The following is a 26064-nucleotide window of genomic DNA, read 5'->3' on the forward strand; positions in this document are numbered from 1 at the left end:
CTAACCCCTAGACGAACGGACCATTATCTCTTATTAAAGTGTTACTCCCCTTTAATGCGGTGGCAAAAGTACTACTTTTTTTTATACCTGCAATATTTTTTGAACATTTTTTTATCAAAAAGATAAAATTATTTCTTAACTGTCTTATAGTTAGTAGTTTGTTAATCTGCGTTTTCTCTCCGTGAACAATACTTTTTATTCAGTTGCTACAACCTTAGTAAGAACCCAAGCGTATCCACCCCATCGGCGTAATCCCATAGTTGTGGAGTTTGCGTTTGTCCAAAAGCTACTTCGTCCTCCGTAAAATTATCAGCTACCACACATTGTATCTCTTTTCTGTCAGTAGCCAATTTCCCCTTTAAGGCTTCTTTATCGGTGTAATATTCATAAAAAAGAGTGGCAATAGGTGAACCGTAACGCTCGTCTTCTTTTAGTAACAAGAATCCGTTTTCCAATAGCTTATATAAGCTCATTAGGTAAACCGCTTTGTTATAATCGTAATTATTGGCGTATTTCTGTTCTTCAATTATGTCCTTATAGGGGTAAATAGCCTGAAATAATAAGTCAAAATTGTAACCTTCTGGTACAAATAGTTTCGAAACACTTCGGCAACCTAACCCGTAATACAAAAAGATATCTTTCCCTAAATCTTGCAGTTGTTCAGTGGTTTCTCCACCTGTAAGCACCGCTACCGAATGCCGGTTTTTTCTAATGATATGAGGTTTCTTGCCAAAATAATACTCAAAATAGCGCGCAGTATTGTCACTACCCGTCGCTATTACGGCATCGTAATCGGTTACTTTATCATCAGTAAACACTACCGAGGCTGTCCATTCAGGCGCAAAGGCTTTGAGTTGTTCCATTAAATAAGGCAATAGCACGCGGTCATCACTCGATAGTTTCACAATAGCTTTGTGCCCTGCTACCAATACGCACAACAAGTCGTGAAAGCCTACCAAAGGCAAGTTACCAGCCATTACGATGAGCACTTTTTTAGGAGTTGTAGCCTTTGGTATTTCATAAGCCGACAGCCACTTGCGCACCTTGTTTTCACTCAAGGCTTCACTCCACGATTTAAAAGCAAATGCTACATTAGCACGCGTAAACCAACTGTTCTGCTGTTCTGCTTTTTCAAATATATCGCTGAATGATTCAGTTTCAGAAAGTAATTCGCCTAACTGAACTAAATTGTTTATGTTTTTTTGTTGCATTAAATAGTATCTATTTTAGAACCCAACTTCACCAAAGTTTCTAATTGCTTGTCGTGCTACGACCTTCACCAAAGTTTCTAATTGCTTGTCGTGTTACGACCTTTACCAAAGTTTGCAATACTTATTTTACCTTTTACTCACATACCTAACTGTGAGCTCTCACTGGCTTTATCTTTTACCTTTTATCTTTTACCTTTTACCTAAAACGATGGTACTATCCCAATCCGTACACCAAACTTAGGATTCCGCACCCCATTCACATCATTGAAATCGTTGCGCCATACAAAATCTACTCGTATAAAGCGAAAGTTTCCTAACCCTATGTTCTCAATCCCAAATCCGTATTCCCAATACAGTTTTTCAGGTGAATTGAATATAATATTGGTAATATTAGCTTGTTTGTTCTTGTCAGAAAGTGTTCCGTAAGCAAATCGTCCAAATATTAAACTCTTAAAGCGCGTTTTTTGCAAGAAAGGAATGCGGTTGAACAAGAATCCATCAAAATGATGCTCAAAATATCCATTGATATAGGTGTCGGTAATGAAATCGTAGTAATCTAAAAGCGCAAAAGTGTTAGGAGCTGATGAATACGATTGATTTGCAGGAGTAGGGGTTAGTGCTATCAGAGGTGCTGTACCGAATACCTTCCCTGCTTCCACGGTAGCGTGGAAAATACCGTACCCGAAAAGCGGAATAGGTTTGTAAAGCACCGTTTGCACTTTGTCGTAATCAAACTTACTGTTTAATACACCGTCTACGCCTTTGGAGTATTTAAGAGTATACATCGGGAAAAGCTTTTTGCCATAACGCTGTTCCACCCCGTAGCCAAATACCTTTCTGTTGGGGGTAAAGGTAAATTGTGCTCCTGTATAAAAGTTGTCGTATTCGTGAATTTCCTCGCCTGTCTTGGGGTTTCGGTAGGCAATAAGGAAGTTATCTTCGCTTGCCGAAGTGAGTTTTTGGTAAGTACCAAATACCGAAAACTGCAAGTTAGGCACAATATCATAGTTAATAACACCTTGTACTTTTCTGTTGCGAGTAAGATAATAGTTCTCACCACGTGCAATGATAAAGTTGGTAGTGTTTTCAAAATCTAATTTGGTATCGTCGTGCATCACAAAGGTACCCAACTGCAAATTGTCGTTCTGATAGCCTGCACCAAAGGTAATACGCGGACTGTGAGAGATAAGGTATTTACCACTGATACCGTATTTAAACTCTTTGTCTCTCACCCCATAAGCTCCGTATACATAGGTGCGGAAGCGGTCATCGGTAGAGAAGAACGAACGAAAGCCAGCTCTTAGCCGTAAACCCTCTACATTATTGCTCGAGAAAGTTTGCCAAAACCTGCCAAACTGCATATAATTGCCAATAGGAATATAGCCCGACGTCACAATATCAGTTACATCACCTATCATCTTGATACGTTTATTGCTCCCCACTTCCCGAATTAAAACTTTCGTTTTAGTGAGGTCAGCCCCTCCTAAGGTATTTGCGTCCCAATAACTATCGTCTTTGTAAAACTGATTTTTCGCTACCTTTACCACCTGCTCGTCATAAAAATTAGCAGGTTTAGGCTTGTTGAGAACAATATCCGAAAAAGTGATGTAGTTCTTTACATACAATCCCTTTTCTTCGTCTTTCTTCGTCAGGAGCGTAAAGTCCCCTTCTTGTATCTCGTGTTCAGGAAGGTAAATACTGTCGTTAGCAATGGTAAAGTATTTTTCAAAAGAAAGTCCACGTACTAAGTTGATATTCGTTTTAGCCGTAGTATGCATCTGTATCGAACTCACTATATAAGTCTTAGTGTCTACTTCAAACTTTCCCTCTAATGCTAAATCTTGGTCATCACGAGGAAAAAAGTTGATGCGATAGAACGAGCGGTCGTCTCTCTGAATTGTATCGCTCAGCACGTACAGATATACGCCATAACCAAACTCTGCTAGCGGACTCACAAAGGGCTTGTTCAGTATCATATAAGTATTGTCGTAAATATCAAAATCATCAAACGACTGACTTACACGTTCCAATCCAAATCCTTGTTGTACAATCCCTTGAGCACGTTCAGCTTCTATGTCTACTCGCTTTTTCCCCAACTGATTGTTGCCGTAAACCGTTTCTATCTTTTCAGTGAGATACATTGGCAGAGAGAAGGTCTCTTTGTATTTCTTCTCAGAAAGAATACGCCTGATAGTGTCATATTCCTTTCCTAAAGCCTTTTTTAAGAAGATGGTATCGAGGTTGTTCACCCCCAATTCCGTTGTACTATGTTTTTTAAACTGATAAGCCGTGGCGTTTTGTAGTCCACGCTTCTTTTTATTCTTCCAAATACCTTGCAATACGGTATAGGCAGGGTTCTCTTTTTTAGACAGTGCCTTAGTAGGTTTCGCTACAACTGTTACCTCTTCGAGCAATTCCCCTTCCACCAATACCACTACCAAATCTTTGGTGTTATCTTTGTCTAAATGTATTTTCCTAGTGTTGTATCCTATAAGTGAGACTTCTAATTCCTTTTGCCTTTTCTCCGAATACAGAGAAAACCGCCCTTGGTCGTCGGTATAAGCTCCAATGGTAGTTTTTGCAAAAATCACATTGGCATAAGCCACGGGGTTACCGTTTTCATCAATCACTTTACCCGACACGTGTGTCTGCCCCCATACTTTTGTAAGACAGAGCATTAAACCGAATAAAAGGAGCAGTAAGAAGCGTTTTTTCATCGTATAAAATCACTTTTAAAATGCAAAGATATAAAAAATAATAAAAATAATATACAGAATGTTACTTTTCTAAAACCAAATCTACTGTATATTATTATAAACTCTTATTTTTTGTAGACCTGCTTTTCACGAAAATAAAACCCTCATTTTTCGTCTATTGTTCCTTTGTCATTCGTCACCCCCGTCCCTCTTTATTCGCCATTCGTCCCTCGTCATTACTTCCCTTTTTTGTCATCACATTCCCCCTTTGAATGGAAGTCCGCGAGAGCGGAGTATGTGATAGGAGGAAGGTTTCTTTCGCTTCCCCGTCGCCACATTCCCCCTTTTTCGTCATACTCCCCCCTAGTGCCTATGGCCTAAGGCCTATTGCCTATTCCTTTTTCTTTCGCCTCGAAACCCCGTTTTCGTCATTTTTTGTATTGTTATATCACATTATGATTCAACTACTTATATACCCTTTCTATACCAATCGTCCAAGATTCGTATAAGCTTCCTATAAGCTCTCTATAAGCTACCCATACCCTCCTTATAATCTTTTTTCACCAAAACCCCTCTCAGCTCCCTTCTGAAAAATTCCGTTTTCTTCCGAATCCCCCTATTCCCCCTATTCCCTTTCTCAGCTTAACCCACTTGTCCGAACCACCTGAGTCTCTCCGAGATTCTCCGAGTTTCTCCAACTAATTTCCACCACTTCCTAATTTACTAATTTTCTAATCTTCAAATTTTCTAATGCTAAAAACTTATCCCTACCTATAATAGAAAATACCAAAGGAAGTAGCATATGCTACTTCCTTTGGCAAAGTATTTAAATGTTTATAAGTAGTTACTTAACCGTAATAGAGTTTAAAAAGCTATTCATCTCGGTAGTAGCTTTGGAGCTGTTGTTCATTGTAATACACTCTGCTGAAACTACTTTAGCACGGACAAAAAGCACTACACTACTGCGTTGGGTAACCTCACCCGTAGCAGGATTGACAGCGGAGTAGTTTATTTTTCTACCATAGTGAGCTCCTTTTTTGATAGAGCTTATCTGTGCAGTATTGCCTGAGGAAGCCATCACCCCTTGAGTATAGTTGTTGAGAAAACTATCTGCTACCTCTTTTTTTTGAGTTTCTGAAAAGTTTCTTTCAGCTACTAAGTACTGAGAGCGTTGTGGTAGGTCTATACTCTGCACCATACACACTGCATTATCTGTTTGTGCGATATATTGTCGTGCCCCCTGTGCCACACTGTACTGTGGATTTTTAGGGAAGGTTACCCAAATACCATTTTCTACTTCTTTTCTCACCTGTGAAAAGAGAGATAAGGAGGTGAATAGGGTAATGATAAGAAGGAGGTTTTTCATAGGGTTTAATATTTGATTGTAAATCTTGTTAGCTAATCCATAGTTATGAGCCAAGCAATTTCTAAGACCAAGTAAAGCTTCTTGTTCTTTTTAGGAATACCACTATATTTCTTTGATACATTGCAAAATACATCCTAATTGGTCTAATAGAGTAAAATACCCCCATAATTCCTGAGAAAAAGGAATGGTATATTTTGTTTTTAAAGATCAAATTGTTAATATTTAAATGTTTGTTCTCACCTGTTTCTAAGTCATTTGCTGCCAAAAATCAAGCTGTTCTCAGCACTAATATAAGTACAGAATTAATAGTACTCAATAGTTCGGTTCTGTAAGTATTTCTGCTTTTCCGTTTGAATTTTAATGATATTTTTTTAGTGATTGCAAAATACCATCATACTTAGCATTTTTATAATCTTGTTCAAAGTTTGCAATTTGCTCTGGAATATTTACATTCCAATAAAAATAGTAATGTTGTTTCTTTCTCATTAGGAACTGATTACTGTCTAAGAAACTTGTGTCTTCTATGTTTTTACTTAAGATTCTACACATTCCAGGTTCCATTTTAGGTTTGGAAGTGTTATCTGAATAAGCATCTAAATAGGCATTTCCAAATAATAAGTTTTTTGAAATTCCATTAAATTCTACTCTATCTTGGTAAGAGAAATCACCATAGGCAATGTTAGTTGTTAGCATAAAGTTTTCATATAACATTCTTTGGTTAATAGTCTTAACAACTTCTAATATTGTGTTCAATTGTTCGTTTATTGAGGTAGTCTGTGAAACGAATAACACTCCACAATCAGAAATAAAGATACCACTTACCTTATGATAACTTTGCAATATATCATATCCTATTTGGTAGAATTTGTCCAATGCCTCAGCAGCTCGGATTTTATCTTCACTCATCATTACTTTAAAGCCTGAAATATCTACAAAAGCAACAAAGGTTTTACCTGAAAAATTTTTAACTGCCATAAAATACTTACTTTATATTATTCAGAAATGAACAACCTTTATCATTGAAGTTTTTGCAACTTTCTTGTGCCCAATAAATAGCTAAGGATTTATTTTTAGTAACTCCTTTTCCTGTATAATAAAGAATAGCTAAGTTACATTGTGCTTCAGGGTGATTTTGATTTGCAGCTTTCTGTAACCAATAAGCTGCTTGCGAGTAAGATTGTTCTACTCCTTTTCCCTCATAATAACTAAGAGCTAAGTTAAATTGAGCTCTATCATTTCCTTTCATTGCAGCTCTTTCATACCAATAAACAGCCTTAGAGTAGGACTGTTCAACTCCTTTCCCATTCTCATAATAATTTGCTAAATTAAATTGAGCTTCTACTATGTTTTGGTTAGCAGCTTTTTCATACCAATAAGCGGCTTTTGAATAAGATTGCTCTATCCCATTCCCTCTTGCATAACACAGAGCTAAATTAAACTGAGCTTCAGGAACTCCTTCTTTAGCATCTTCTATAAAATCTTTAGCTTCTCTTTGTTGTGAGTATCCTATTGATATACACAACAAACTTAGAAGTACTACAATAGTTTTGTTTTTCAGATTATTCATTATCTATTTTTTTTAATTTATTCAATATTTCACAAGCCTCATCATAAAAATTTTTACAAGATTTACGAAGCCAATATTTTCCTTTTTCTTCTGAACTTTCAACCCCTTTCCCTTGTATATAGAGACCTGCTAATCTATACTGACTTCTAGCTAATGCATTCCTCTGAGACTCGTTATCTATGTCTACTTCTTGGTTCGCTGCTTTAAACCACCAAAAAGCAGCTTTTGCATAATTTTGTTCAATGCCTTTTCCAGAATAGTAAAATTCTCCTAAGAAGTATTGAGCAGCTAAATTACCTTGCTCAGCTGATTTTTCAATCCAATATGTAGCTTTAGCATATTCTTCTTTTTCAAAATATAGGCCGCCTAAACGGAATTGAGCATCAGCATTTCCTAACTCAGCTGATTTCTTAAACCAAATTTCAGCTTTTTCTTTTGATTTTTCGGTACCCTCTCCATTCTCATAAGCACGAGCTAAGAAAAATTGAGCATCGGCATCTTGTTGATTTGCTGATTTAGAAAACCAGTAGAAAGCATTTTTAAAATCACCATTTCTACCATAATCAAATCCTAAAAGAAATTGAGATCTTGCATCTCCTTGTTCTGCTGACTTTCTAAGATTGTCGCTCACCTGCCCATACCCAATATAAACAAATAAGAAGCTTAAAAAATAAACTATTCTTCTCATATTTGTACTATTTTAAAATTCACTTAATGCTCTTTGTCGGTTCATTTCTTTGTCAAAAACTTGAATGTAACCGCTGTTGTGGTCATAGTCTGAAGGATTGTTGTAGTCTTTGGAGAAATTTACTCTAAACAGCTCTAAACGGACTTTAGTACCATCCCAAATAGCTCCGTTCATTATTACACCACTGCTATTAGAAGGTTCGTACCATTGCTTTCCGTAAGCTTTTTCTAAAATAGATAGAACGTTTTGAAACTGAGCTACTGTAAACTCATTGTCTTCGCCGATGTCTCCAAGATCTACCTGAATGCTACACAATTTATTTTTAAAAAATGTTAGTCGTACTTCTGAAACAGGTACATTAAAAACAGTTTTTATGCCATTCCCTATGTAAACGTATTCAGAGATATTAGGATTTTTATCAATCTGCCGTGTTTGTTTCTTAATATCTTTATTTTGAACGGGAGTGCTTCCTAACTTGAAATGTCTAAAACCATTCTTTGTATCTAAATCTCTTACCGATTGTGCTACAGCTATGTTTGAGAGAATTAAACAAAGTAAAATCAATATCTTTTTCATATCCTTAAATTTACTTTGTTGCATTGAAACCATACCTTTTCATAGTACTTAGCAGTCTATTATATTCGGTAGTGTTTGAGATTTTATACACATCGCTATAAGGCTCAGTGTAGTTTTCTATTAGAAAATACATATATTCTCCATACTCTGGAAAATAAAAGCGGGCAACCGAATAAACATTATTATTCGACAAGTAAACCCAGTCTGTAATACCAAAGGTGTTTTTTATTTCTGATTTTTTAAGATTAGGAAAGAACACCTCCATATTGCTAATATTTCCCTCATATACTTTTAGTCCATCTACAACTGTTTGAGAAAATGCTGTTGTAGTGAATACAAAAAACAGAATTACTAATATTTTTTTCATTGTTCTTTTAATTTTATAGTTTTTATTTTCTTTAATCTATGTAGTTCAGCTGAGGTTTAGCAGAATGTCTTAGAGTTGTTTTTCCTGCTTCCTCATCTAAGAGTCTAAAAGCATATCTTACATTCCTAACATTTCCTCTGAAAACTAACTCTAAGTAATAGGTTCTACCTCCTTTGATATTTATTTTGAAAATATCTTCACCTTCAGCAGCACCTAATGTTATTCCTGCGTGTGCGTGTGGGGTGGCTCCTAGTTTATGTAATCCTATGGGAAGATCAAAAGCTAAGTAACCATTTTTATCTATCCGTCCCGTGAGTTCATCATCACAGAAAATAGATAATTCGTGGTTACCTCTTAACATTACATACACGCGTCCTTTGTCTTCTGATAAAGGCTCTTTGTCTGTAAACTTAACAAATTGTCTTGCACTGCCACAAGAAACTAATACAATAGCTAATAATGCATACAATACTATTTTTTTCATTGGTTAAAAAAATTAAATTATACCTACTCTATCAAGGCTTTTCGATTTCCGCCTATTATTGTTATTTTTATTTTTTGTTATAAATCTGGAGTGTTATCTTTATTCTTAGAAGAGAAGTTGCATACGGCAAAGGAAGACACAATTGCGCTTCCTTTGCTCCATAAGCTAACTTATTCTGTATTACTTAAATTGTAGAAATGTACCAGATTCCCAACAACAGAATAAAGCTAACGCTTTTTTCATAAAAACAGAAAGCGTGAATTACTTACTATCTGTTGTCAGGAGTTCTGGTAAACTTTGTAATACAGAAAGTGTAACCCACGCTATAACGTAGGCATCAACTTTTTGTTACTGTATTACTTTTTGAAATGTACCAGATTTCTGACAACAGAACAAAAGCTAACGCTTTTAATATGTCTTTATTTTCGGTGCATAATTACGACTATTTTTTATACTACGCAAATATTTTAGCATTTATTTTTATTGTTTAATAGATAAGTTGTTTATTATCAGTTAAAAGACAAAAGGTAAAGCACAATTAGCCACAGACAACTAATGTCTAAATTATTCACGGTTGTTAGCAATTAGTCCTCAGAGTTACTAAAGATACTCAGAGCCTCTTCAAGACAGCCTCTCTAATATTCTCATTAGCTAATTTCCAAATCCGCTAATTTAATTGCCTGTCGTGCTACGACCTTTTCTCTTTCTTTCGTCTCGAAACCCTGTTTTTAGTGTTATTGGCATTATTGTATTATGTTATTAATCAATTCTTTACATACCCTTTGTATATCAATCGTCCAAGATTCGTATAAGGTTCGTATAAGCTTTCTATAAGCTAACCATACCCATTTTACCCTTTACCTTTTATCTTTTACCTAAAAACTCTCTTCTGAATTCCTTCGTTTTCTTCCGAAAAATCCTCCCCACCTCCCACCTGTCCAACTCGTCTGCCTTGTCCAACCCGTCCAAGCCTCTCCCAGATTCTCCGAAAACTCCAATGCGTCACTTTTGCACTATACACATTGCTAAACTTTTAAACTTTGAAGTTATTCGGCATTTTTGGCATTATTAGTATAAAAAAGGGACGTTTATTAAACGTCCCTTTGCTATTATTTTCTTATCGCCCTTGCAGCTCGCACCTTTTATCTTTTACTTGAACTTGTGCAACAAATCTTCTAAACCCTTCATCACCCTCTGGAGTGTGTTTGAAGACCCCGCAGTTCTCTAATACTTCACAGAAAGTGTCGCCTATGATACCGTTGATAAAAGTATCTAAGTCTTTTACAGTAAGTGAAGTAGGGGAGGAGCTTACGTAGCGTTGTAGCCATTGGGTGTGCTTTTGCAAAGAAGCATCAGCGTCCATCTGAGCGTATACCGTAGCCAAATCGTTACCTGCCGTGAGGGCTTGGCTAAGTAAAGTTTTAATACTTGCCATTTCAGTTTTTAACCTACCAGGCAAAATCGCTAAGCCCATTACCTCAATAATCCCAATGTTCTCTTTCTTGATATTGTGCAAATGCTCATAAGGGTGGAAGATACCCATTGGGTGCTCTGCATCCGTACGGTTGTTGCGCAAAGCCAAATCGAGCTCGTACTTGCCGTTTTTGAAACGCGCCACAGGGTTTACGGTGTTGTGGCGTACACCCTCAGTATGCGAGTAAATGCCTAAGGATTCATCGCTATAGTTAATCCACGATTGCAAAATCACATCGGCTAAAGCAATGAGGCGGTCTTTATCACCGCGCAAACGCAATACACTCATTGGCCAATTCACAATACCCGCTTCTACGTCCTCAAATCCTTCAAAGCTTACGTGTTCACGAACAGTTGCTTTTTCCATAGGAAAGACGTGTCGTCCCCCTTGAAAATGGTCGTGTGAGAGGATAGACCCTCCCACAATGGGTAGGTCGGCATTAGAGCTGAGGAAGTAATGAGGAAACTGCTCTACAAAGCCTAATACGTGCTCAAAGCAAGCCCTGTCAATCTTCATCGGGCGGTGTTCGCTGGAAAATACGATACAATGTTCGTTGTAATAAATATAAGGCGAATATTGGAAAAACCATTCCTCATTAGCTAAATCCAGCTTAATCGTACGCAAATTTTGCCGTCCAGCGTGGTTTACGCGTCCCATATAACCTTCGTTCTCTTTACAAAGCAGACATTTAGGGTAATTAGTGGCTACCACATCACGTTGCGCTGCAATATCGCGTGGGTCTTTTTCTGGTTTAGAAAGGTTGATAGTAATCTCTAAATCACCATACTTACTTGGGTGTTCCCACAATATATTCTTGGCAATCCTATCAGTGCGTATGTAGTTGCTTTGCTTATTGAGTTCGTAAAACTGCTGAGTAGCTTCTTCTTTGCTTCTTTGGTAAATATGCCAAAAGTCATCGCGTATAACGGAAGTACGTGGCAATACTTGTCCCATAATTTTAGAGTTCAGCAAGTCTCGGAAAGTAAGCGTATCAACGGTGAGTGTACCGTTCTCAGCTGCCCATTGCACCAAGCGGTCAAGCACTTCGGTAGGGTATACTATTTTAGCCACTTCCTCAGCAATTTGCGCCTCCTCTTCTTTGGTAAACTCAGTATAAGTATCACAGCCAATGCTTTCGAGTACGGCATTGGTTACCAATATGCGGTCATCTTCCTTTACTAATCCGTGCAGTACCGCATAACTGATGAGTTTTTCTACTTCAGTGTAAATATTCATTTTTACTAATTCCTAATTTCTAACTCCTAAACTTATAAACGGTTTCTTGTCGGTACACTTCTCCCTTTTCTAAAGGTTTCACCCCAAACTTCCGCTGATTGATACCGTCGGGGAAGTCCTGCATCTCGATAGCTACTCCTACAAAGCGAGGGTTTTTAGCAGGTTTTTCTTTAGGAATACACACCTTGTCAAACACAGGTACGTCGTCTAAAAAGTTACCCGTATAAATCACAGCTACGCGTTGGGTGGTATAGGCTTCCATCGTAATACCACTTTCAGGAGAGTGTAATACCAACTGAGGAGCACCTTTAAGTCCGCTGTGGTTGAGCACAAAAGGGTGGTCGTAGGCACGCGTAATATCAAACTGAGGGTGTCCTTCAGCAATACCTTTGGCAATTACTTTACCTTTGCGGAGGTCAAAAGTAGTGCCTTCTACGCGGATATACTTACCAGTAGGGATCAAGCCTTCAGCCAATTCACAGATGTTATCCGCGTCTATTTTCAAAACTTGAGTGTCACCATTGGCTTCCATATCCCCTGATAGGTTAAAGTAGCTATGGTTAGTGATATTCAAATAGGTTTTGGCATCGGCTACAGCCTCATAAACTATATGCAAACTATTGTCCTCAGTAATGGTGTAAATTACTTTGAAATCTACTGTAGCAGGATAGCCCTCTTCCCCATCAGGACTTGTATAGCGCATTTCCAATCCGTTAGGCAGTTCAGTTACATCAAAAATCTTACTGCTAAAGCCTTCTTTACCACCGTGCAACGAGTTCTCACCATTGTTTTTAAACAGGTGATAGGTCTTGCCGTCAATAGTAAAAGTCGCGTTGTGAATACGACCAGAAGTGCGTCCTATGGTAGCTCCATTATAAGCCCCATTCCCGATGTAATCTTCTAAATGTGTATAGCCTAACACCACGTTTTTCGAAACGTTGTGTTTATCTTTCACAGCGATTTCGGTAATAGTACCGCCTAAGTTCAGTACAGACACGCGAAAGCCATTCGCATTCTTTAAGATATATTGATAGACAGCCTGTCCGTTATAAGTTCCGAACAGGCTTTTGTTGATACTAATCATACTTTGTCTTGTTTACAGTTTTTTAGCACCATCGCTTACAGTAGCGATATAGAAATCGGCAGCGTAACCTATTTTATTTTTGTAAGCTTCTCCTACATTCTTGATGAAATCGTCTACTTTGTCTTTTTTCACGATGCTTACGGTGCAACCGCCAAAGCCGGCGCCCGTCATACGAGAACCTACCACACCAGGTTGTTCCCAAGCGAGAGCTGCCAGAGTATCAAGTTCCACGCCTGTTACTTCGTAGTCGTCGCGCAATGAGATGTGTGATTGGTTCATCAACTTACCAAACTCAGCCAAGTTACCTGCGGAAAGCTCTTTTTGTGCTTTGAGTGTACGTTGGTTTTCGTACACAGCGTGTTTAGCTCTTTTTTGGCGAACGTGACTTTTGATGAGGTCTTTATTAGCTTCAAATTCCTCAATAGAGAGTTCGCCTAAAGCTTTGATAGGTAATTTGGTTTGCAATTCAGCTAATGCTTCATCACATTCGGCGCGGCGTTCGTTGTATTTAGAATCGGCGAGACCACGGCGTTTGTTAGTATTAGCAATTACGATTACCTCATCTTTGAGCACTACAGGCACATAGGCATATTTGAGGGTATTGCAATCCAAAAGAATAGCGTGGTCTTTCTTGCCCATAGCCACTGCAAATTGATCCATAATACCAGAGTTTACTCCAATGAAAAGGTTTTCAGTTTTCTTGCCTAACTGTGCCATTTCCACAGGGTCGATGTTGAGGTGGAAGAGGTCTTTGAGCACGATAGCGGTAAGCATCTCAATAGAAGCAGAAGATGAAAGTCCCGCACCGTTAGGGATATTCCCAGAGAAAAGAATATCAAAACTACTGTCGATTTTCTGACCTGCTTCGAGGAACATTTTAATTACGCCTTTAGGATAGTTAGCCCAGTCGTGTTTTTTATCGTTGGTCAGTTCGTCGAGGGTGAACTCCATTACGCCAAGATCGGCGAAGTTTTCAGAGTACATACGGAATTTACGGTCGTTGCGCTTGCGTACTAATCCGTAAGTACCTTTGTCGATAGCGCAAGGGAACACATTACCGCCATTATAGTCGGTATGTTCACCGATGAGGTTCACACGTCCAGGTGCGAAGAATTGTTTTTCGGCAGGAGTGCCGAATACTTCTTGAAACTTTTGTTCTAAGTGTTTCATATAGTTTTAATTTTAGTTATTAGTTTTGTTTAGAAATAAGGAATAAGAAATTAGCTTGGTTTCAACTTAGCCAAAGTTTTAAACTTTGGCTAAGGTTATCATACAAAGAGTTTATTTGAAGTACTTCTTAGCAATCGCTCTGAGTTCTTTTTCTTTGTCTTCTAAACGCTGGAAGAGCACAAACTGATTGCGAGCGCGTATATAATTCTCTTCAGGATAAGAGATTTTGTAATACACGTCGTTATTAAAGTAATCGGCTAAGAAACGGATACCGATAATGAATATCATATACTTAGCACCGTCGACGATATGTGCTTTCTCTGAAGCTGTCATTACAGGGTTCATTACTGAATAACCTTTGCAGAGTGCTTCAAAGAACTCTGTATTAAATATGATTTTGCTATCGTCGGGTTCGTTTTCCTCAGTAGGACTTACTGAGGTGCGTACCATATCGCCGAAGTCGTACAACAAAATACCTTGCATTACTGTATCGAGGTCAATTACTCTAAAATCATCAGGGTTTTCTTTGTTGATGAGCACATTGTTGATTTTGGTATCGTTGTGCGTTACGCGAATGGGAATGCGCTTTTCATCGACTTCTTTTTGGATAAGGTCGAAAATCACTTTGTGTTTTTGTGCAAATTCGTAGAGCTTTTCTGCTTTTTTCTTACGTGCAGGTGTTGCTTGTGCATAAGCTTCTTCGAGCTGCTGAAAGCGCAAATGACCATTGTGGAAGTTTGGAATGGTAGCCTGCAAGCGATTGGTATCGATATTGGCGAAGGTTTTCATAAAAGTAGCGAAAGCAGTCGCTGCTTTTTCGGCTTGCCAAGGTGCTTCGATAAACTCGTAGGAGGTATAGCCTTCGGCAAAGGGGAATACCCGCCATACGACATCATCGGCGGTTACTGAATAGCCTCCTTTTTTTGCTTTCATCATTGGGAGGATAACGTGGTTATTAGGTTCAGTTTCCCAGAGCAGTTCGATGTTTTTAATAATGCAATCAGGATTTTTGAACACGTTGCTATTAATCCCTTGCAGGATATAGTTAGTTTCGGTAGTTTTTACCAAATAGGTACGGTTTATATGTCCGTTACCATAAGCTTCTACAGAAAGGAGATTTCCTTTCAAATCAAATTGATTGGCTATTTCTTTCATTTTATTTAGTTAAAAGGTAAGAGGTAAAAGGAAAAATAAGAAGTTTTTTTCTCTTACGGGTTAAACATTTTTATATTTTTGTTATTTATGTGTATTAGACTTTGTTAAAGTTTATAGGATAGATATATTGAAAACCTCCCCCTATTCACATATTCTGCTCTCGCAGACTACCTCCAAAGGGGGAACTGTAGCGATGCAAAAGTGACAATTATATTTTTAACTAAAAACGGTCGGGATATTCGCCTTTGTTGATGAGTTTTTGCATTTCTTTTTGTACTATTGCGAGGTCTTCACGATAGGTCATACCAAACCAAGTGTCGTGGTTGGGCAATACTTCTAACTTATATCCGTAATCTTTAATGGCGTGTTGCACTACTAAAGGAATATAAAACTCGGCTTTAGGGTCGTTTTTATGTTCGGCTACGAATTCTTTGAAATAACGGTCGGCGATATCAAGGACGTCGTGGGTAAAGCCCCAGAAGTTCATAGAGACATAGGTGCTGAGTGGATACTCATCGCCAGTGGCTTCGTCGATAGCTGTAGTATCGTTGATTTTGCGCAATTTGGTTGCTTCGTTGATAGACAATAGGTGGTGGTTTTTATCTACTTCGCAAATACCGCGAGAAACGGTACCGTTTTCGCTGAGGGTGTTTTTTAGCAGATATCCTCCGGAGAAGAATGTTTTTTCTTTTTCGGAGTTGAGGGCATCGTACATCAAGCGAAAGCCTTCTTTGCCATAATAGTCATCGGCATTGATGATGAGGAAAGGGTTTTTAACCACGTCTTTGATGCAGAGCATAGCGTGCCCTGTGCCCCAAGGTTTTTTACGTTCGATGCCTTGTGGATAGAAATCGTCTTGGTATACGTAGGTAATGGGTACATTGTTAAAGCGGTTTTCGAGGTGCTGGCGGGCTAAGTCGTCGATTTCGTGACGGATAATGAGCACTATATTATCAAAGCCGGCTTGCAGGGCATCATAAACGGCATAATCGAATAAGGCGTTGCCGTTGTGAATGTCTTCTAACTGTTTGTCTGAGCCAAAGCGGCTTCCTAACCCTGCCGCTAAAATTACTAATGTTGTCATATAAAAGATAATTTCTTAATAAATAAAAAGGTTAATGAGTGTGTATACTTGTTTTGCATCGGCAAAGATAATAATAATTTTATAATCTGAAAAAAATATAACGAAAAAATTACGAAAATTTTAAAAATACTTTTGTTACTTGTTCTTTCATAGAGAGTTTAGAAATGTTGATAATACCGATAATACTGATAATACCGATAATGCCAGATAATGAACTTTGGCAAAGGTCGTAGCACGACAGGCGTTGAGAACTTTGGCAAAATGTGTTGTTGAAAGTGATTAATGGCAAAACAGGAGCTTTCGGAGTGTTTTGGAGGAACTCTCAGGGTGTTAGGAGGTGGTTGAAAGGTTAGGGGATTTATAAAGAACGAAAGATTTTGGGGTGTTTTTGGAAAGTTTTAGAAAGGTGTTGAAGATGTGCTTTAGGTGCACTTAGCTTATACAAAGCTTATAGGAAGCTTATACGAATCTTGGACGATTGTTATACAAAAGGTGTATTACACATTGAGAAACAGGTACTTAGGAGGTGTTAAAAATATATAAAAACGAAAGTTAAAGTGGGGGAATGCGCTTTCGTAGTTTAAGGAGTAAATTTTTAGAATTATGTAAGTAGTTTTGGTAAATTAGTTTTTTTTGTTACCTTTGTGCTTTCATTACTTATTAACTCTTACTTTTGCTTATAAGTTATGGTATCAGAAAAAGATTTGGAAGCCTTGATGGCTCAGGTAGATGGTGCTGTGGATAGGCAGTACGACTTCATCAAAGAGATGAAGCAGATAAAGCAAACGCTTTGGGAAATGAAGGCTCAAATGCGTACTACTTCGGGATTAACTTCGGCAGTACCTGCTGAAACTGCAATGCCTGAGACTACCCGTGAGGCAGTTGCAGAGACTTCTCCTGTAGAAACGGTAGCGCCTGCTCAGGAACAAGCGGTAATAAACACGGTTGCTGAGGAAATGACTGCGCCTGTTGCAGAGGAGCAAACGCCTATTGTGGCAGTTGCTGAACCGGTGCAAGAAACTGTAGCGCCGAAACAAGAAACTTCGCAACCAAAACAAGAGACCCCTCCGATTACTTTTACAACCAATGCGAATTCGTTTGTGCCTAAAAAGAAGGTGAGGAATCCGTTTGAGCCGAAGCAACCTACGAACTGGGAGCGCTTTATTGGTGAGAATTTGTTTAGCAAGATAGGGATAGGGATTATTATTATTGGGGTGTTTATAGGGGTGAAATACTCGATTGAACACAACTTAATAAGCCCTGCAATGCGCTTGATTTTAGGTTATTTAGTGGGTGTAGGGCTTTTTGTAACGGGGGCTATGCTCAAGAAAAAGTATGAGAGTTTTAGTGCTATTTTGGTGAGTGGAGCGATGACGATTTTTTACTTCGTCACCTTTGTTGCTTATGCTGTTTTTGGTTATTTCCCGCAATCACTTGCCTTTGTGCTAATGTTCCTCTTTACGGCTTTTACTGTGCTTGCTTCGTTGAGCTATAACCAAGTGGTGATAGCTATTATTGGGCTTGTGGGAGGTTATGCGGTACCTTTTCTTCTGAGCAATAACTCGGGACAGGTAGAGATACTTTTTGCGTATACGGCTATTATCAATATAGGTGTGCTGATACTTTCGTTTTATAAGCAATGGCGTTCACTGTACGTTTCGGCATTATTCCTCACTTGGTTACTGTTGTTCTCAACTTGGGCATCGGCTTACCAGTACGACGATTTTATGCCTTATTTTGTATTTAATTTGGTAACGTTCCTGACTTTCTACGTTGCTTTTATAGCGCAGAAAATACACAGGGTACAGGAATTGGAGGCGGTAGATGTGCTTTTGTTCTTGTTTAGTAGCTTGTCGTTTTATGCGATGGGAGTTTGGCTTATATTGGATTATTATCCTGATAATCGGACTTATGTGGGGATGTTTACTTTGCTAAATGCGATATTTCACTTTTTGGTGGGTTATTATTTTCACCTCAAAAAGACGCCTTCTCAGGCTTTGAAATATTTAGTTTTGGTATTGGCACTTTCCTTTGCTACTTTGGTAATCCCGATACAATTTGAAGGTACGTGGATTACTATTTTCTGGATAGCTGAAGCTGCGTTGCTCTTTGGTTTTGGGCGTACTAAAAAAATGCCGGTGTATGAGCGAATTTCATACGTAGTAGCGGTTTTGGCTACTTTTAGTTTGCTGATAGATTGGGTGAAGGGTTCTTATAGTATTTTTGATATGGAAGAGGAGAGTGCGTATATCACGCCTTTTGCTAACGCACTATTTATTACAGGTTTGCTTTATAGTGTGGCAGTGGGAGCGATGGCTTATATCAACGATAAATGCAAGACGACAGGAGGGCTTAATAAAGCGTTGGGCTTTTTGTTCAATATTTTTTCAGTACTGATTTTGTATTACACTTTTTATAGAGAGATAAGTGTGTTTTGCGATATGAGGGCTTTACATCAAGACCCTAAGCTATACGAGAATTACACGGCATATCAAGACTTGGATACCTTTAAAGGGGTATGGCATATTATATACAGTGTGTTGTTTATTTCGGCTTATAGTTTTTTGAATGTGAAATATCTGCAAAAGAAATTGTTGGCGGAGCTACAAATAGGCTTTAGTTTCTTCTTGCTGACTATCTTTATGACCTTAGGGCTTTACTATTTCAGTGAATTGCGTGAGCGTTATATGGAAGAAGCGCAGGAGGGAGGACAGTTATCGCTTTGGTTTTTGAATGTTAGATATATAGGGATTGCATCGTTGGTAGTGTTGTGTAGTAGTATTTATAAACTTAGTAGGTTTTTGGATTTCAAGACAGGAGCGATGCAAAGATTGGAGATGTTATTGCACCTTGTTATTTTGTGGGTTGCCAGCAGTGAATTACTGCACTGGACGGATATATACGAATCGGCGGCTAACTATAAATTAGGTCTGACTATTTTGTGGGGAGGCTATGCTATTTTGTTAGTAATATTGGGTATTTTCAGAAGGAAGAAATACCAACGGATATCGGGTATTATACTGGTAGGTTTTACGTTGCTGAAGTTGTTCTTTTACGATACTACCCATCTGGACACGCTCCATAAGACCATAGTGTTTGTACTACTTGGGGTATTGCTACTTATAGCATCGTTCCTCTATAATAAATATACCAAAGAGATAGAAGGAGAGGGCAAATAGTTGCATAGAGACCTCAAAAAGGAGAGAAGTAATGCTGGATGTATATTATTTTTCCGAAGAGGAAGAGAGGGATTACAGGAGGTGATTATGTTATAGTAATTTGTAAATCAAATTAATAACTGATGGAGATTGCTAAAAGAAAATTTTTTTGGTAAAAAAACACATATAATTAAAATAAAAGCAGTACTTTTGTGCCATAATAACCAAAATTTAATTTCGCGATGATTAGAGATTATAGAGACATTAAGCTTACCGTACAGCGCCCAGACCCTATTGATAGGGAGGTGGCTTGGAACAAATCATTAGTGGTAATTAGTGAAACTGATATTTATGGACGTATTACGAATGTAAACGATGTGTTTTGCAATGTTTGTGGCTATAGTGCTGCTGAGATGGTGGGGCAACCCCACAGCATTATCCGTCACCCTGATATGCCTAAGCTGATTTTTAAGTTGCTTTGGGATAACCTTAAATTAGGAAATAACTTTATTGGGGTGATTAAGAACTTAGCTAAATCGGGGGAGTATTATTGGGTAATCACCGATTTTGAAATGCGCAGAGATGCCAATGGGAATATCACACATTACATTGCACGCCGTAAATCGGTGCCCAAAGGGGTGATAGAAAACTATGTAGCGCCTTTTTATGACACGCTTTTGAAGCTTGAGAAAATAGGGGGAATGGAACTTAGCACGCGTTTTTTCAAGAACTATTTAGCTAAACAGGGCAAGGATTATATTGATTTTATTATAGATATAATGAATGAAAATAGAGAGAATGTACCTTTTGAACAAATACCGGTGTCATCGGTGGATACAACTCAAGTGATTTCAGATGATATTGTAACTATGAATGAGGCACAAAATGAGAAGCGCAAGAGTTTTTTTGGCAAGCTGTTTGTGTAAAGACTATTTGAGTACAACTATGTAATTAACTAAAAAATTTAAAATATTATGTCGGAATTTAAAAGTGCTGTACCTACTATTGCAAAACCTACTCCTGTTGACCGTGAAGTACAGTGGGACAAGACCCAAGTGCTCATTAGTGAAACAGATGTGGCTGGTACTATTACCAAAGTGAACGATGTGTTTTGTGAGGTATCACACTATACGAGTGAAGAGCTCATAGGGCAACCTCATAACATAATACGCCACCCCGATATGCCTAAACTTATCTTCAAGCTTCTTTGGGATAACCTAAAGGCAGGTAATAACTTTGTGGGTGTGATTAAGAACTTAGCTAAAACAGGAGAATACTATTGGGTAGTGACTGATTTTGAAATGCGTCGTGATTCGGCGGGCAATATTACGCATTACATTGGTAGACGTAGGTCGGTTCCTGAAGCAGCGATAAAAGACTATTTGGCGCCTTTCTATGATTCGCTTTTGAAAATGGAGAGAATAGGAGGGGTGGAATTGAGCAGTCGTTTCTTTAAAAACTATTTGGCTAAACAAGGGAAAGATTATGTAGACTTTGTGATTGGCATAATGTCAGAGGGTCAAAGCAAATTTACGGCTGAGGCTGTATCGGGAGTTGAAAATAAGAACGAGGTAGTATCTGACGATATTTACCAAATGGATGACTCGAAGAATGAAAAGCGTAAGAACTTCTTTGAGCGTTTGTTTAACTAATAAGAACATTAGAGAGATGTTAAAAGGGGATAGGGAGGAACTCTGTTCCCTTTTTTTGTGGCATAAGATTTGTTATTAATTGAACGTTGATTGTTAATTAAAAAATATTTTATACTTTTGCCCCGACTAATTAATTCAATGACGAAATGGACTTAACAGCTTATCACTTTGTATCGCTGTTTCGCAATAATGTACAGCAATACCCACAAAAAGAAGCCTTGATGGGAAGAGACGCTTCTTCTCATTGGAAAGGTATTACGTGGGAAACCTTAGGCAGTACCACAACACTTCTATCAAAAGCCTTACTTTCATTGGGGATACAACCCCAAGAAACTGTAGGGATACTTGCACAAAACACCCCACAATGGTCGCTTGCTGACCTTGCTTGTTTGCAAATACGCGCTATACCAGTGCCGATATATACCACTAACACAGCCGAACAAGCCCTTTATGTGATGAATCACGCCGAGGTGAAAGTGCTGTTTGTGGGTGATGAAAAGCAATACCATAAAGCTCTTGAAGTAGCCTCTCAATGCCCTTCGCTACAGATGATTGTGGTATGTGATAACGAAGTTGCTCTTACTGAAAAGCAGTATTCTATTCACTGGAATGACTTTTTGGCATTAGGCAACAGTCCGCAGTATGATGCTGAATTAGAAAAGCGCATTGCCGAACGCAATCTTGACGACCTATTTACCATTATTTATACCTCAGGCACTACGGGTGAACCGAAGGGAGTAATGCTCACTTATGAGAATTTGGCATTCCAGATGGTAGGACATACCGAGCGCTTATCAACTGTTGATAACACTGATACGTCACTGGCATTTTTGCCACTATCACACGTATTTGAGCGTGCGTGGACGTACTTCTGCCTTTATAAAGCTGTTACAGTATACTATTTAGATGATACTAACTTGGTGCGCGAAGCTCTTGCAGAGGTGCGCCCTACGCTGATGTGTGCTGTACCACGCTTTTACGAAAAGATATTTGCCACTGTACACGACCGTGCAGACGCGTCGTCGTTCATAAGGCGTAAGCTCTTCCGCTTAGCAGTAGCTACTGGTAAACGTGTCTTAGCATTGCGCGAGCAAGGCAAGAAACCATCGTTTTTACTACAGAAAGCTTATAATCTTTTTGATAAATTGGTGTATAAGAAACTAAAAGAAGCTCTTGGTGGGCGCATTAAGTTTATGCCTTGTGGAGGTGCTAATCTCGAACCTAGTATAGGACGTTTCTTTCAGTCGATAGGCATTAACCTTAAATTAGGTTATGGAATGACCGAAACGACCGCTACTATATCTTGTTGGGGCGATGACCGTATCAATCCACAGTCAGTAGGAAATGTGATGCCTAACGTGCAGGTGCGTATAGGTGAAGAGAACGAGATATTGGTAAAAGGAGGAATGGTGATGAAGGGCTACTACAAGAACCCTGAAGAAACAGCCAAAGCCTTCACGCCTGATGGTTATTTGCGCACGGGTGATGCGGGGAATTTAGACGGTAACAACAACCTATTTATCACTGAGCGCATTAAAGAGCTGATGAAGACCTCTAACGGCAAATACATCGCTCCGCAGCTAATTGAAGGTAAGGTAGGTAAATATAACCTCATTGAGCAAATAGCCATAATTGCCGATGGCAAGAAGTTTGTTTCGGCGCTCATTGTTCCTAACTACGAGATGCTCGCACAAGCACTTAAAGATTTAAACATCAAGTATAAAAATACAGCTGAGATGATAAAGCACAGTCAGGTAATAGAATATATAGCTAAGCAGTTGCAGAAGTTTCAAAAGGACTTACCAGACTATGAGCAGATAAAGAAGTTTACGCTATTACCTTCGGCTTTTACTATTGAACGCAATGAGATTACCCCTTCGCTCAAGCTCAAAAGAAAAGTGATATACACCAATTATAGCCGTGAAATAGAGGCGATGTATCGGTAAGAAATAAAAGAAGCTATCCTAAAATATTTTAGAATAGCTTCTTTTTCATTTTTTTGCTTTCATTCCTAAGTGTTTGCGTACATCAGCTATGGTGCTTTCGGTAAACAAGGCTTCTAAGTTCTTCCAAACACTGTGATATCCATAAGGTCCATTAAGCATCTCATTTTTAGCATCAGCTATACTCCAGTCTTTGTAAATAATCCGATACATTGCCACCATAATCCCCGTACGATCAGCGCCGTGATAACAGTGAACCAATACAGCACCCTCTTTTTGATGCTTGCGAATTTGCTTTAATACACTTGCTATTTCGGGCGCTTTGATGCGCCAAGTAAGTAATGGGTGATTGATGAGCTTAATACCTTCGGAAGCGTGGAAAATCTTCTTGTCTCCTGAACGAGTAAAATAGCGCAAATTAATGATGGTTTTAATAGGTATCTTTTTGATTACTTCTTTATCTTCACTTACCAATTGTTCACTTCGGTAAAGCAAACTATCCACCTTATACAAATTAGCATCGGCGTGAATAAGGNNCCACCGAGATAAAACAAAACAGTAGCAAATAAAGCAATAGATTTTTCTTCATAAAAGTAATGTTTTTCAATAAAATATTAGTAACAGATTTCTTACCCCTTACTTGTCACCTGTATAAAAGCCTCTTCTAAGTCCATCGCCTGCACTTCCTTAATGAGGTTTTTTGGGGTATCTTCTTTTAGCAATTGGCCTTCGCTTAATATCCCCACACGGTCACAAAAGTCTTGTGCCTCTTGCAAGTGGTGCGAGGTATACAGCACCGACATTCCCTCTTTATTCAACTCCTTTAAGTAATCAATGATAATAAGCTTCGACTGCACATCTACTCCTACCGTAGGTTCGTCTAAGAAAAGTACTTCAGGGCTGTGCAATATGCCCGCCACTAAGTTGATACGGCGCTTCATTCCCCCTGAAAAATGGGCTATCTTCTTGTCGGCTACCTCAGCCAAAGCTACGCGCTCAAGCGCTTCATCGGTAAGTTTTTTGAGCTGTTTGCCCTTCAATCCGTATAAACTGCCAAAATAATGCAAATTCTCACGTGCGGTAAGCGTGGGATATAGTGCATACTCTTGAGGTACAACCCCTATTTTATACCTCAAAGAGGCATCTTTATAAGTAAGTCCTGCAATAGTAAAGCTCCCCATTGTAGGCTTAATACTGCCAAAAAGTACCGACATTAGGGTAGTTTTCCCTGCTCCATTAGGTCCTAAAATACCGTAAATCTCTCCCTTTCTCACCGTAAATGTTACATCATTTAGGGCAAGAGTCGTGGTTTCTTTATATTGTTTACTGAGGTGTTTTACCTCAATAGCGTTCGCGGTTGTACTCATAAATCGTAAAAGCTAAAAAGCGGTGCAAGTTAGCAAAAATATTGCAATTAGCAAAGTTTTTTGTACATTTGCCCTTTTTAGGAGGTAGAAATAAGCAAAAAGAAATTGGATAACAATGAATGAAAACATAACCCTCAGAATTGCCACACCTGCTGATGCTCCTGCTATTTGGGTAATCCTCTCTGACGCTATTGAGCGCCGTAAGACCGAAGGCAGTAACCAGTGGCAAGACGGTTACCCCAATGAAGCCGTAGTCGCCAATGATATCGCCCACCAATACGGTTATGTACTTACCGAAGGCAACGAGGTTTTGGGCTATTGTGCTCTCATCATCAACAACGAACCTGCCTATGAGGTCATCGAAGGGCAGTGGCTCACTGATGGCGATTTTATGGTAATTCACCGCGTAGCCCTTTCGCCAGCTCATCTCGGGCGCGGATTGGCAAAACTTATTCTCCAGCAGGCTGAACAAGTAGCACATAACAAAGGCATCCCCTCCTTGCGTGCCGATACCAATTACGACAATGCCCCTATGCTACACCTCTTTGAGAAATTAGGCTATCAGTGCTGCGGTGAAATTACCCTTAGAGAATCACCCCGCAAAGCATTTGAAAAAAAACTATGAATCAAGAATTACTCACCTATTTAGAACGCTTTATAACCCAAGAACGCAAGGAGCGTTTTTTGGAGGTCATTAATGCACGTACCAACCACTTTACGGTCGCAATGGAAGACGTTTTCCAGATGCACAACACCAGTGCCGTAGTGCGCACTTGTGAGGTCTTTGGCGTACAACAAGCCCACAGCATCGAGGGGCGATTTGGCAAACGCCTTGATGCCAAAATAGCAATGGGTGCTCAAAAATGGGTAGACGTCTTCCGGTATAACGACACCCAAAGCTGTATCGATACCCTCCGCGCTAAAGGTTATCAAATTGTCGCGACTACCCCACACAAAGAGGCTTATTTCCTCAACGACTTCGATATTAGTAAAAAGAGCGCTTTCTTTTTTGGTACTGAAAAAGAAGGGCTTTCCGAGCAAGTACTCTCACAAGCCGATACATATCTAAAAATCCCAATGGTAGGATTTACTGAAAGTTTGAATATCTCAGTAGCTGTAGCCATTGTCTTGCAACAGCTCACCGATAAACTACGCCACAGCCAAGTGTCTTGGCAACTCACCGATGAGGAGCGCCTCAGTACCCTAATCAATTGGACAAAAAAATCTATTCGCAACGTAAACGATGTACTAAAACGCTACGAAGAACTCAACACTCAAAAGTAAAATCTTCTGATAACCAACCTCTTATATTTTCCTTAACTACAAGAAATCTTCATCATTTCTTCGTCATTCCTTCATTGTTTGTTCGTCTTTATTTATCTGCCTGGTGCGGCTCGCACCGTCTTTGCGTCGCTACACTCCCCCTTTGAAGGGGGGGTAGGGGAGATGTTTTGTTCATCATTCCTTCATCATATCTTCATCATTTCTTCGTCATTCCTTCATTATTTGTTCGTTATTTATTTATCTGTCTGTGCGGCTCGCACCGCCTTTGCGTCGCTACACTCCCCCTTTGAAGGGGGGTAAGGGGGATGTTTTGTTCATCATTCCTTCCATCATATCTTCATCATTCCTTCATTGTTTGTTCGTCTTTATTTATCTGCCTGTGCGGCTCGCACCGTCTTTGCGTCGCTACACTCCCCCTTTGAAGGGGGGTAAGGGGGATGTTTTTAGTATTTTTTATCCATAACTTGTTTGTTCAAACTTTATCTGCTCGCCTGTCGTGCTA

The 26064-nt window shown here is 39.0% G+C and carries 21 protein-coding genes and 1 pseudogene; 6 read left to right on the top strand and 16 right to left on the bottom strand.

From position 1 onward, the window contains the following. Positions 1–206: 206 nt before the first annotated feature. From RCZ04_RS08255 to RCZ04_RS08320, 14 genes are all read right to left on the bottom strand, one after another. Positions 207–1211, bottom strand: a complete 1005-nt coding sequence (locus tag RCZ04_RS08255) for an aldehyde dehydrogenase family protein (RefSeq protein ID WP_460485568.1) — start codon at positions 1209–1211, stop codon at positions 207–209. A gap of 200 nt (positions 1212–1411) precedes the next feature. Next, positions 1412–3928, bottom strand: a complete 2517-nt coding sequence (locus tag RCZ04_RS08260) for a DUF5686 and carboxypeptidase-like regulatory domain-containing protein (protein WP_460485569.1) — start codon at positions 3926–3928, stop codon at positions 1412–1414. Between the two features lie 823 nt (positions 3929–4751). Continuing rightward, positions 4752–5273 carry a hypothetical protein gene (locus RCZ04_RS08265; protein WP_460485570.1) on the bottom strand — a complete coding sequence of 174 codons (522 nt, stop codon included), beginning with the start codon at positions 5271–5273 and terminating at the stop codon, positions 4752–4754. Positions 5274–5630: 357 nt separating this feature from the next. After that, the gene (locus RCZ04_RS08270; protein WP_460485571.1) at positions 5631–6248 is read right to left on the bottom strand and encodes a hypothetical protein; all 618 of its coding nucleotides are present in this window, start codon (positions 6246–6248) and stop codon (positions 5631–5633) included. A gap of 7 nt (positions 6249–6255) precedes the next feature. Next, positions 6256–6840: a tetratricopeptide repeat protein gene (locus tag RCZ04_RS08275; RefSeq protein ID WP_460485572.1), complete on the bottom strand. Its 585-nt coding sequence runs from the start codon at positions 6838–6840 to the stop codon at positions 6256–6258. Continuing rightward, complete coding sequence (locus RCZ04_RS08280) at positions 6833–7528, bottom strand: tetratricopeptide repeat protein (protein ID WP_460485573.1); 696 nt, start codon at positions 7526–7528, stop codon at positions 6833–6835. Before RCZ04_RS08280 ends, RCZ04_RS08275 begins: the two co-directional genes overlap by 8 nt. 12 nt (positions 7529–7540) lie before the next feature. Continuing rightward, on the bottom strand, positions 7541–8104 hold the full coding sequence (locus RCZ04_RS08285; RefSeq protein WP_460485574.1) for a hypothetical protein: 564 nt from the start codon (positions 8102–8104) through the stop codon (positions 7541–7543). Between the two features lie 10 nt (positions 8105–8114). After that, positions 8115–8471, bottom strand: a complete 357-nt coding sequence (locus RCZ04_RS08290) for a hypothetical protein (RefSeq protein WP_198475645.1) — start codon at positions 8469–8471, stop codon at positions 8115–8117. A gap of 31 nt (positions 8472–8502) precedes the next feature. Continuing rightward, complete coding sequence (locus RCZ04_RS08295; protein ID WP_460485575.1) at positions 8503–8955, bottom strand: hypothetical protein; 453 nt, start codon at positions 8953–8955, stop codon at positions 8503–8505. A 1117-nt stretch (positions 8956–10072) separates the two neighbouring features. Next, entirely contained in the window at positions 10073–11665 is a 1593-nt protein-coding gene (locus RCZ04_RS08300; RefSeq protein ID WP_460485576.1) for a UDP-glucose--hexose-1-phosphate uridylyltransferase, read from the bottom strand. Positions 11666–11684: 19 nt separating this feature from the next. After that, complete coding sequence (locus RCZ04_RS08305; RefSeq protein ID WP_460485577.1) at positions 11685–12749, bottom strand: aldose epimerase family protein; 1065 nt, start codon at positions 12747–12749, stop codon at positions 11685–11687. A gap of 12 nt (positions 12750–12761) precedes the next feature. Beyond that, positions 12762–13919, bottom strand: a complete 1158-nt coding sequence (locus tag RCZ04_RS08310) for a galactokinase (protein ID WP_460485578.1) — start codon at positions 13917–13919, stop codon at positions 12762–12764. A gap of 111 nt (positions 13920–14030) precedes the next feature. Further along, on the bottom strand, positions 14031–15074 hold the full coding sequence (locus RCZ04_RS08315) for a phosphotransferase enzyme family protein (RefSeq protein WP_460485579.1): 1044 nt from the start codon (positions 15072–15074) through the stop codon (positions 14031–14033). Between the two features lie 220 nt (positions 15075–15294). Beyond that, positions 15295–16158, bottom strand: coding sequence for a nucleotidyltransferase family protein (locus tag RCZ04_RS08320; RefSeq protein ID WP_460485580.1), 864 nt, complete (start codon positions 16156–16158; stop codon positions 15295–15297). A gap of 686 nt (positions 16159–16844) precedes the next feature. Here RCZ04_RS08320 and RCZ04_RS08325 point away from each other — a divergent pair. The 4 genes from RCZ04_RS08325 to RCZ04_RS08340 all read left to right on the top strand — a co-directional run bounded on the left by RCZ04_RS08325 (position 16845) and on the right by RCZ04_RS08340 (position 22914). Beyond that, entirely contained in the window at positions 16845–19337 is a 2493-nt protein-coding gene (locus RCZ04_RS08325; protein WP_460485581.1) for a DUF2339 domain-containing protein, read from the top strand. 221 nt (positions 19338–19558) lie between these two features. After that, positions 19559–20242 carry a PAS domain-containing protein gene (locus RCZ04_RS08330; protein WP_460485582.1) on the top strand — a complete coding sequence of 228 codons (684 nt, stop codon included), beginning with the start codon at positions 19559–19561 and terminating at the stop codon, positions 20240–20242. A 48-nt stretch (positions 20243–20290) separates the two neighbouring features. Beyond that, complete coding sequence (locus RCZ04_RS08335; protein WP_460485583.1) at positions 20291–20968, top strand: PAS domain-containing protein; 678 nt, start codon at positions 20291–20293, stop codon at positions 20966–20968. Between the two features lie 146 nt (positions 20969–21114). Then, a complete protein-coding gene (locus RCZ04_RS08340) occupies positions 21115–22914 on the top strand; it encodes an AMP-dependent synthetase/ligase (RefSeq protein ID WP_460485584.1) in 1800 nt (599 codons plus the stop codon). A gap of 45 nt (positions 22915–22959) precedes the next feature. On the opposite strand, the pseudogene RCZ04_RS08345 reads toward RCZ04_RS08340, so the two are convergent. Next, positions 22960–23500: pseudogene (locus tag RCZ04_RS08345) on the bottom strand (tyrosine-protein phosphatase). Positions 23501–23540: 40 nt separating this feature from the next. Continuing rightward, positions 23541–24278: an ABC transporter ATP-binding protein gene (locus tag RCZ04_RS08350; RefSeq protein WP_460485585.1), complete on the bottom strand. Its 738-nt coding sequence runs from the start codon at positions 24276–24278 to the stop codon at positions 23541–23543. 115 nt (positions 24279–24393) lie between these two features. On the opposite strand from RCZ04_RS08350, the gene RCZ04_RS08355 reads away from it, so the two are divergent. After that, the gene (locus RCZ04_RS08355) at positions 24394–24903 is read left to right on the top strand and encodes a GNAT family N-acetyltransferase (protein WP_460485586.1); all 510 of its coding nucleotides are present in this window, start codon (positions 24394–24396) and stop codon (positions 24901–24903) included. Beyond that, positions 24900–25562, top strand: coding sequence for a TrmH family RNA methyltransferase (locus tag RCZ04_RS08360; RefSeq protein WP_460485587.1), 663 nt, complete (start codon positions 24900–24902; stop codon positions 25560–25562). The genes RCZ04_RS08355 and RCZ04_RS08360 overlap by 4 nt, the downstream gene beginning before the upstream one ends. Positions 25563–26064: the final 502 nt, after the last annotated feature.

The sequence above is a fragment of the Capnocytophaga sp. HP1101 genome, from assembly GCF_054772415.1.